Origin of the sequence: uncultured Rikenella sp. (genome assembly GCF_948810725.1) — a bacterium.
Classification (GTDB): Bacteria; Bacteroidota; Bacteroidia; order Bacteroidales; family Rikenellaceae; genus Rikenella.
Window position 1 is genome coordinate 1 of sequence record NZ_CAQIVA010000065.1, and the last position, 7,460, is coordinate 7,460.

The window sequence follows — 7,460 nt, forward strand, 5'->3', positions numbered from 1 at the left end:
ATCTGTTTCTCCCGGAGCTCGGCCTTAGCTTTCAGATAAGACTCGTCGGAAGAGAGAGACCATTTGGTCTTTTTGTCTTTATCACTGCCACCTCCATCATTTTCGGTTGTTGAATTTATGACGGTCGGTTTCTTGGTTTCAATTTCATTGATACGAGCGTTGATCGCTTCAAATCGGGCGGTTTTCGAATCTGCCTCTTTCACGGCGTTTTCAAAATTGCTCAAATACTCATCATACGATACCAAATTGATGGCTTGTTCTGCTCGTTGAGTCGAATTGGCCAAGGCCTGCTGTGTAGCTTCATATTCCTCTTGACTCATGGGTGTACGTGATAACAGATTATCAACCGAGACATCCGGTTTCAATTCATCTCTTTCTTTGACGAGATCGGCATACTCTTTTGAATACGCGACCAGATTTTGCTGATATTTCAATTGTTCAAGCAAAATCTCATTTTCTCTCCTGATACGAGCCGCCACTTTAAAGTATTCACTCTTATCTCCTGTCGTCGCCCCTTTCAGCTTAGCATCTTCCAGCTCTTTCAAGTTATTCAGATATTTTTGTTCGATGACATGAAGACGAATCCGCGATTCGGATTTTTTCACATACTCATCGATCGAACCAATCACCTTATCCAAGGTTACTTTTTCGGAGTTTATATTTTTTAACAGGTCTGGATACTCTTTTTTGAGTTGGTTGATAAGTTCTACCCGGCGCTTAGAATGAGGTTCTGATTCGATGAGTTGTCGTCGCAAACTATTCAATCGCCCGGTCTCTTCGGCCAACGATTTATTGACTTCGGTGTCTATGGCCACACCCAACTGTTTTTGGACTTGGGCGGTTTCTGCCGTAACGGTTTTTAACCCTTTTAGGATAGCAACCAGTGCAGTTGCAGCTGTTATTGCCCACCCAATGGGGCCGATGGATGCAAAGAACGATTTAGCAGCTACGGCTGCGGATCGGAACTGAAATGTCACCAGCGTGGCTACGGCCAATGCTTTAGCCCCTATACTCGCACCAGCAGTGGCTGTTGTACTGGCTCTCATGGCCAAAACCTCTTCGGCTATTGCAATGCGGTTGGCTTTGCTGTAGAAGTGCAAGAGCTTCTTTACAGCAATATAACCAGTAGTTACCGTGGCAACCGATAAAATCACACCCTTATATTCGATCAAGGTGCTAACCACAGCTTTCAGTATTGACACAAAACCAGCCGTGAGACCTAAAAATTCAGACCAAAACGGCATCAACTTCTCTCCGAGCGATGCGATCACTTCGTCAATCGCTTTGCGGCGTTTCTCCATCAACGCTTGCGCCGAAGCGTTTTTGGTATTATACTCTTCGGTCAACGATGTGGCTTTGGCAAACTCTGCATTAGCGAGGGCCTGTTGTTGACGAATCAGATCCACGTTACCGGCCAATGCTCCCAACACCTGCGTAGACCGCGTGCCCTCCAACTTCAACGTTGCGAGATTTTTGGTCATCGCCTCCATGTCCCCAGCCTTGTTCGCTCCCTCAAGAAACTTCAGGAATGCTTCGTTTGCATCCTCCCGCAGCAGTTTGCTGAACTCTGACACCGACATCCCTGCAATCTTGGCATACTGATCCGTCCGCTTGTACATTTCGGTCATCACCTGACTATAAGTGGTACCGGAAACCTCGGCCGATTGGCCGAGCTGGTCGAGCGTGGCACCCAAACCGAGTACACTCTGAATAGATACTTTAGCTTGCGGAGCCACCCCTGCCGTTCTATTCGTAAAGTCGACCAAGTACCCTTCATTTGCTTCGGAAGCTGCTCCCAAAGAGTTAATGGCCGAGCCGACCGAAAGTAATGACCGCTCCAGCCCCAGTTCTTCTCGCAAATGAAAAATACTGGTCAGTTTTCCGATTTTCTGAATGGACTCTTCGACATCGCCGCCTAAGTCTTCCGATAGCGCAACACGGATCTGATCGGTAGCCCGAACAAAACCTTCGACATCGGGTTTGGCAACCCCCAGTTTCCCGGCGACACGAGCCAGATCGAGCAAGTCTTCCCGAGAGGTTCGGGTGTCGATTTTCATCACCTCGGCATCCAAAGCTCTGACCTCTTCTTTGGTCATTCCGGTGGTTTTCTGTACATCGGCCATCTTATCGTCCAAGCGCGTATAAGTCTCGATGGCTCGTTCTGCCGTGTTTTTCAATTGATTCCCGATACCGACGATGGAAGCGATCGGGATCAACTGTTTCAGATTCCTCCACATCGACGGTTTTTGTTGTCCAAAAGAGGCTTGGGTCATCTTGATCCCCTGCTGCATTTTGGCCATCTGATCCTGATATTGCTTCAGTTTGTTGCGAGCATCGGCAAAGGCTTTCGGATCGGCGGCCTCGGACATGTTGTAGAGCTGGCGGGTCAGTTCGGCCGCCCGTTTCTTGAGCTGGTTGTAACTCAATGCTGTCAAGGATACACTTTTTTCCTTCGCATCCAGCGCATCTTTCAACTGCTTGATGTTCTTCCGGACAGCAGTAATCTCTTTGGTGGTATTCCGATATTCTTTCGACTCCTTTTTCCCGGCGGAAATCAATTTGTCTTTCTGGTGGTTCAGACGTTTCAAGTCATCGTTATACTCATTGATTTTTTTATTCATGAGCATAATGTCTTCTTGGAACTTCTTAAAACCGGAGGATCGTACTTCGGTGTCGATAATCTCTTTCTTGATGCTCATAACAGATCGATGGTTTTCATGACGTTCTGGAGATTGGCGAAATAGTTCCGGTACTCCTGCTGAATAGCCATATTTACCGCATTCGACAGAGAATATCCGCGCCCGTACAGGTGGCCGAACAGAGGCCGGTTATAGATGGGGGAATAGACCCGCTTCTTTTTGCCATACTTGGTCTTCTTCAGGTCAAGGAAGCGGATGGTGGCCGGATAGTTCAACTGAATCTGCACTTTGTCGTCCGTGCAATCGACCTGCGCCTGCATGCCGGTAAGGAGATCGGACAGATGGGGCGATCGTCGTCGGTTGTAGTCCATCGAGGCGATGGCGGCCTGACGTTGCAGCAGTAACCGCATAATCTCTTTGGCCGAGTCGGCGACAACGGTACTGAGCAGCGTGGAGCGGGTATATAGATTGGTCAGCATACCACAAAGGTGCTTCGCCGCGACCCCTCGCGAAAGGACACAAAAAAGGCCGGCACCTTGCGATGTCGGCCCTACCATAAAGAAACCGAATAACGTTTTACGATTCGCTTTCGAGCATTCGTTTGATTTTGTATTCCGATTCGGCATTACGGTTCGACCGTTCCAGTTCTGCGTCGAGTTCCGCCATTTCCTGATCAATGATTCGCCGGCTGAGTTCCCGATCGAGACGGATCTTCTCTTCGATCGCCTCGATCACCGCTGCCGGCGCATTCATCTCTTTGGCCAGTCCCAAATAGTGTTCGACCTTGGGCATGAAAAACTCGTGATCCAAAAACTCCTGAATCAAACCGAAATCCGCCGTTGCCGGGTTCGGGCATTCAAATCGGATAATCTGGTCACCATTCTCATCTGTGCGGATCTCTTCTTTGAAAGGCGAAGTATACGGTTTGTCAGAACTCATCTTGCCGTTGGATTTATGAGGTACCCAATCCTGATGACCATAAATATCGTGCCAATCGGGTTCCGGCTGTTTCCGGAACCAGTCGTAGATCGCCCGACCGATTCCCACGAGAATCAGAATGCCGATCAATCCCCAGAAAAACGTTCCCATAGCGATTCCTCCTTTTCTTAAAGTTACGAAATTATCCGCGATATTGCAACAGCCAGACGTATCGCAGCGAGGCTGAGGTCTCATCGACGACGTAGCGGTAACCACACTCCGTCATAATCTGATACAACATCTCAATACTGGGTGAAACGCCGGTCAGTTCGTAGATGGCCTGCACCAGCTGCGCCGACGTGTATCGCTTTGCGCTCTCGTCGATCGACGAGGCCGGAGCGAACGTCTCCGAAAGCACGGCCACCGTCGCCTCGATGATCTTCTCTTGTTCCTGATCGTTCATGTCTGAAAGGTATGAAAATTAAACGATCGGAGGTAACATATCCAGTAACCGGCGCGGGTCGGGCTTGAGCCGGGTAAAGCATTGCAAAGCCCGCTCCCTGTCCCATTCGAACCGACGCCCATCGTGCAACGTAACGAGAATCCGCATGTCGGCAAAGTTCCGATCGCGCTGGATCAAAAAGATGCGCTCGAACAACTCTTCGTAGAAGTAGTAGGATGTCCGGCAACTGAACGCCGGCAATGTCTGCGTCCGGTCGCAGGAGACGGTGACGTGTACGTAAGCGGCCGGGAACGGCGGTCGTGCAGAGGGAATATAAGTAACGATTCTCATAACGCGCGCCCTCCTTTCTCGCGCCGGCAACGGTCTACCAGTTGCTGTGCTATGCACACACCGATGACGGTCTGCGCCTCGTTGATGGCGTTCTCGAAAGTGTTCTGGTCGATTTCGTCGGAGTCGGGAATCTGACGATAGAACTCCCTGCGGATCTGTTCGAGCCGTGAAATAAGACTCTCGAACTTCGATACAGGCGACACCTGTAGTCTTCGGTTGGTTTTCATTGGTGTATAGCATTTTAAGGCACGAATAAAAAACGGCGCGCCTGTCCCGTTGCTATACACCTTATGATGGGCTTAGCGAAGGCATTAACCTTTCGCACGGGGGTGCGCGCCGAAGCGTTTAGATATGTTGCGTATGGATATAAAAAATCCACCGCTTGAAAAAAGGGTGGGCTTCACAGCCCATCATAAATGTATAGCAATGCAAAGATGGCGATTCTTTCCGAATATCCAAAAGAAACGCCCCGAAAAAATTTTCGGGGCGTTTGCTTAGTTCTCTGATTCTTTTTGTTGAGATAATGCGTGGTACAGTCCTCGGATAGCTTCTTTTTTGGAGTGGCAGAACACTTGGATCTCGTCATTATCTATAAAACTGAATGTTCCGAATTCCTGATAAATAATGCCTTGCTTTCCGTCTTCAAAAAATATTACATCTCCATCTCCTTGTACATAAGGAGGTACCTTAACCTCAGAAAAAGGTGAATTATCAGACTTCCATTTCGGCGAATGACGTTCTTGATAATCGGTGAATGCCACATTCCGCAGATTTCGAATATCTGCCGCCATTTGAAAGAATTTGGCAATCATAATGATCTGCAAAACAACAACGGCAATACAGCCGAGAACGATAAAAAGAGTAGTTGTATCTTCCATGCTCAATGTGATTTAGTTTGTCCAAATGTAGCATTTTTCCGCCGGGAAACAAAAGTACCTATCTCTCCTTTATTTTTCGGCCTAACATTTGTAGGTTATAAATTTATTACCTATCTTTGTTGTAACAAATACGATTCATAATGCCTACTCTCTTGATTATCTTCGGAATTCGATTCTATTTCTATTCGCGTGAACACCTCCCTATTCACGTCCATATTGAAACCGGAGACGGAAAAGCGAAATTTGAGATCGAGACGGATGTCAAATTGGTGGAAAACAAAGGTGTGAAGATTAAAGATATCAAATTGGCCGAAGCTATCCTTGAAGAAAATCGGGAGAACTTCGTGAATGAATGGAATAATTTTTTCAGAGAGTCATGAAAATAACAAAAATATGGTTCAAAGATGAAAAGATATTCATCCGAACCGATACGGGAGTCGAACTGTGGCAGTCATTGCTGTGGTATCCTCGGTTACAAGCTGCTACGGATGAACAACGCGCTGCATATAAGATCGACAAATTCGGTGATGCTTTGCGTTGGGACGAGATCGACGAGGATATCAGTCTCGAAAGCTTCACTTATGAAGAGCGGGAACCGGTCAATCCGATTGCGCAGGCTTTCAAAGCGATGCCATTTATCAATGTGTCGCAGTTTGCCCGGATGATCAATATTCCTCAGAGTCTGATGGCTTCGTATATCGCGGGGCGTAAAAAACCATCGGAAATGCAGCGAGCTAAGATCGAAGCTGCGTTGCACGAATGCGGAAAAATTATGCAAACAGCCTCTCTGTAAGTGAGATCTTCGGCGGTTATGTGATTTCGTTGTTCGGCAGTACCCGGTTATGAAAATTTAACGTATGGCACGGATCGAGAATGAAATGCAGTACAATGCTGTAATGGAACGAATCGAAGAATTGCTTCCGTTGGTGACTGAAGAGACGCCTTTGCCTGACAAGAATTCTGTCGAATTGGTATTGCTCTCGAATTTGGTCGCCGATTACGACGAGGAACACTATCCAATCAAGGCACCGACGTTGGCCGAACTGATCCGTCTTCGGATGGCGGAGATGCACTTGAGCCAAAAAGCACTGGCCGAGAAGTTAGGGGTTAGCCCTTCGCGGATCAGTGAGTACCTGACAGGCAAGAGCGAACCGACACTAAAAATTGCAAGAACGATTCATCACGAATTGAATATCGACGCCGATCTGATACTCGGTATCTGTTAATAGAGCGGCCCGGAAGATGATTCCGGGCTTTTTTCTTTTCCCGCCGGCCGGGAAACAAAAGTACAGGATTTTGGTAAGGTATTTGCTGTTTGTAATAAATATATTACATTTGCCACATGAGAACGATAATAAGAACACCGGAATTCGATACCTTTTATGAATCGTTACCTGCAAATGTGCAGAACAAAGTGAAATATGCCATGAATGTCATGGCGGAAATCAAGGTTGTCAATACGAAGCTCGTTAAGAAGCTGGTGGATACGGATTTTTATGAACTTCGGATTTCGGTTGGTAACGAATATCGGGTGATTCTTTTTACGATTGATCATGAAAATTTTATCGAGGCGGAGCAGATCGTTTTGTTGAATGGATTTCTGAAAAAGTCTACGAAAGATTATAAAACAGAAATTAATAATGCCCAAAAAATCTTAAACAGTTTAGAGTAATGAGAACAAAAATCGATATGAACAAACTCAAACATCTTCCTACGGCAGAAGAGATGTTTGAACGCGAATATGGTGCGAAAGGCACCGTTTCGCGTGAAGAATTCGATGCGAAAGCACAGGCTTGGTACTATGGCGAAATACTCAAGCAGGCACGCAAACAAGCGCGAATTACACAGCAACAGTTGGCGGATATGGTTGGTAAGAAACGAGAATATATTGCTTTGTTGGAGCGCGGGGAGACAGATATGCAGCTGTCTACTTTTCTGCAAATTTCTGAGGCATTGGGGCTTCGGTTCGCATTGGTTATGTAATTTCGATGCTCCGCATCTCGTCTCGCTATGGCCTTTTTTATCTGACTGCGGCCCGGAACTTTCCGGGCCGCTCTGCTTTTACCCTTTCGCTTCCAGCAGGTCGAAGCCTTTGAGGCGGAAAGCGAGCGTGCTGCCCACCGACATACAGAGGTCGGGGGCGACGAACGGCAGTATCTGGTGGTCGTCGTCGAGGAACTTCAGCCACGGCGTCTCGCGCTGCTCCGTCAGCATCGTTTTCCGGAGCGCGGC

12 protein-coding genes are annotated in these 7,460 nt (G+C 47.5%); 5 read left to right on the forward strand and 7 right to left on the reverse strand.

The genetic code is table 11. From position 1 onward, the window contains the following. The 7 genes from Q9S52_RS10065 to Q9S52_RS10095 form a co-directional block, all read right to left on the reverse strand. Window positions 1-2,699, reverse strand: a 2,699-nt coding sequence (locus tag Q9S52_RS10065) for a phage tail tape measure protein (RefSeq protein WP_304709015.1), incomplete at its 3' end; no start/stop codon positions are given. Next, window positions 2,696-3,118 carry a hypothetical protein gene (locus Q9S52_RS10070; RefSeq protein WP_304709016.1) on the reverse strand — a complete coding sequence of 141 codons (423 nt, stop codon included), beginning with the start codon at window positions 3,116-3,118 and terminating at the stop codon, window positions 2,696-2,698. The genes Q9S52_RS10070 and Q9S52_RS10065, both read right to left, overlap by 4 nt. 97 nt (window positions 3,119-3,215) lie before the next feature. After that, the gene (locus Q9S52_RS10075) at window positions 3,216-3,728 is read right to left on the reverse strand and encodes a hypothetical protein (RefSeq protein WP_304709017.1); all 513 of its coding nucleotides are present in this window, start codon (window positions 3,726-3,728) and stop codon (window positions 3,216-3,218) included. 31 nt (window positions 3,729-3,759) lie between these two features. Further along, window positions 3,760-4,020 (reverse strand): hypothetical protein, encoded by a 261-nt coding sequence (locus tag Q9S52_RS10080; protein ID WP_304709018.1) that lies wholly within the window; start codon window positions 4,018-4,020, stop codon window positions 3,760-3,762. Between the two features lie 18 nt (window positions 4,021-4,038). Next, window positions 4,039-4,350, reverse strand: a complete 312-nt coding sequence (locus Q9S52_RS10085) for a hypothetical protein (protein WP_304709019.1) — start codon at window positions 4,348-4,350, stop codon at window positions 4,039-4,041. After that, entirely contained in the window at window positions 4,347-4,577 is a 231-nt protein-coding gene (locus tag Q9S52_RS10090) for a hypothetical protein (RefSeq protein ID WP_304709020.1), read from the reverse strand. Before Q9S52_RS10090 ends, Q9S52_RS10085 begins: the two co-directional genes overlap by 4 nt. 267 nt (window positions 4,578-4,844) lie before the next feature. Continuing rightward, window positions 4,845-5,228 carry a hypothetical protein gene (locus Q9S52_RS10095; protein ID WP_304709021.1) on the reverse strand — a complete coding sequence of 128 codons (384 nt, stop codon included), beginning with the start codon at window positions 5,226-5,228 and terminating at the stop codon, window positions 4,845-4,847. A gap of 140 nt (window positions 5,229-5,368) precedes the next feature. Here Q9S52_RS10095 and Q9S52_RS10100 point away from each other — a divergent pair, with 140 nt between their 5' ends. The 5 genes from Q9S52_RS10100 (at window position 5,369) to Q9S52_RS10120 (ending at window position 7,211) form a co-directional block, all read left to right on the forward strand. Further along, the gene (locus Q9S52_RS10100) at window positions 5,369-5,608 is read left to right on the forward strand and encodes a DUF4160 domain-containing protein (protein ID WP_297627027.1); all 240 of its coding nucleotides are present in this window, start codon (window positions 5,369-5,371) and stop codon (window positions 5,606-5,608) included. Continuing rightward, window positions 5,605-6,021: a DUF2442 domain-containing protein gene (locus tag Q9S52_RS10105; protein ID WP_304709022.1), complete on the forward strand. Its 417-nt coding sequence runs from the start codon at window positions 5,605-5,607 to the stop codon at window positions 6,019-6,021. Before Q9S52_RS10100 ends, Q9S52_RS10105 begins: the two co-directional genes overlap by 4 nt. A gap of 64 nt (window positions 6,022-6,085) precedes the next feature. After that, window positions 6,086-6,454, forward strand: a complete 369-nt coding sequence (locus tag Q9S52_RS10110; RefSeq protein ID WP_304709023.1) for a type II toxin-antitoxin system HigA family antitoxin — start codon at window positions 6,086-6,088, stop codon at window positions 6,452-6,454. Window positions 6,455-6,570: 116 nt separating this feature from the next. Next, complete coding sequence (locus Q9S52_RS10115; protein ID WP_299456883.1) at window positions 6,571-6,900, forward strand: type II toxin-antitoxin system RelE/ParE family toxin; 330 nt, start codon at window positions 6,571-6,573, stop codon at window positions 6,898-6,900. A 17-nt stretch (window positions 6,901-6,917) separates the two neighbouring features. Beyond that, window positions 6,918-7,211, forward strand: a complete 294-nt coding sequence (locus Q9S52_RS10120) for a helix-turn-helix transcriptional regulator (RefSeq protein WP_370649010.1) — start codon at window positions 6,918-6,920, stop codon at window positions 7,209-7,211. Window positions 7,212-7,460 lie beyond the last annotated feature (249 nt).

Excerpts from the sequence above, each read along its gene's own strand:
- Q9S52_RS10105 (WP_304709022.1), top strand. The coding sequence starts at position 5,605 with ATGAAAATAACAAAAATATGGTTCAAAGATGAAAAGATATTCATCCGA.
- Q9S52_RS10115 (WP_299456883.1), top strand. The coding sequence starts at position 6,571 with ATGAGAACGATAATAAGAACACCGGAATTCGATACCTTTTATGAATCG.
- Q9S52_RS10070 (WP_304709016.1), bottom strand. The coding sequence starts at position 3,118 with ATGCTGACCAATCTATATACCCGCTCCACGCTGCTCAGTACCGTTGTC.
- Q9S52_RS10085 (WP_304709019.1), bottom strand. The coding sequence starts at position 4,350 with ATGAGAATCGTTACTTATATTCCCTCTGCACGACCGCCGTTCCCGGCC.
- Q9S52_RS10075 (WP_304709017.1), bottom strand. The coding sequence starts at position 3,728 with ATGGGAACGTTTTTCTGGGGATTGATCGGCATTCTGATTCTCGTGGGA.
- Q9S52_RS10100 (WP_297627027.1), top strand. The coding sequence starts at position 5,369 with ATGCCTACTCTCTTGATTATCTTCGGAATTCGATTCTATTTCTATTCG.
- Q9S52_RS10090 (WP_304709020.1), bottom strand. The coding sequence starts at position 4,577 with ATGAAAACCAACCGAAGACTACAGGTGTCGCCTGTATCGAAGTTCGAG.
- Q9S52_RS10095 (WP_304709021.1), bottom strand. The coding sequence starts at position 5,228 with ATGGAAGATACAACTACTCTTTTTATCGTTCTCGGCTGTATTGCCGTT.
- Q9S52_RS10110 (WP_304709023.1), top strand. The coding sequence starts at position 6,086 with ATGGCACGGATCGAGAATGAAATGCAGTACAATGCTGTAATGGAACGA.
- Q9S52_RS10120 (WP_370649010.1), top strand. The coding sequence starts at position 6,918 with ATGAACAAACTCAAACATCTTCCTACGGCAGAAGAGATGTTTGAACGC.
- Q9S52_RS10080 (WP_304709018.1), bottom strand. The coding sequence starts at position 4,020 with ATGAACGATCAGGAACAAGAGAAGATCATCGAGGCGACGGTGGCCGTG.